We start from the raw sequence: 265 nt of genomic DNA on the forward strand, positions 1-265 counted from the left end.
GGAAAGTGCGGTAGGGGTGTCCAGCGACATGGTCATGCTCAACGACAACCTGCAGCCAGAGAAGCCGCAAAGCGCCGGTATTCCGATCAACAGCAACCTGAACATTCATGTAGGCAACAACGTACGTATTGATGCTTTTGGTCTGAAAGCGCGTCTGACGGGCGATCTGAAAGTGGCGCAGGATAAGCAGGGGCTGGGGCTGAACGGACAAATTAATATCCCGAGCGGTCGCTTCCATGCCTATGGTCAGGATCTGATTGTGCGT

The 265-nt window shown here is 54.0% G+C and carries 1 protein-coding gene; it reads left to right on the forward strand.

Annotation, left to right across the window (positions count from 1 at the left end):
• Positions 1-265 (forward strand): translocation/assembly module TamB domain-containing protein (locus tag FDX22_RS31275; RefSeq protein ID WP_255432957.1); only part of this gene is annotated, 265 nt, incomplete at both ends.

This window comes from Citrobacter sp. TBCS-14, from assembly GCF_005280805.1.
GTDB lineage: Bacteria > Pseudomonadota > Gammaproteobacteria > Enterobacterales > Enterobacteriaceae > Citrobacter > Citrobacter gillenii.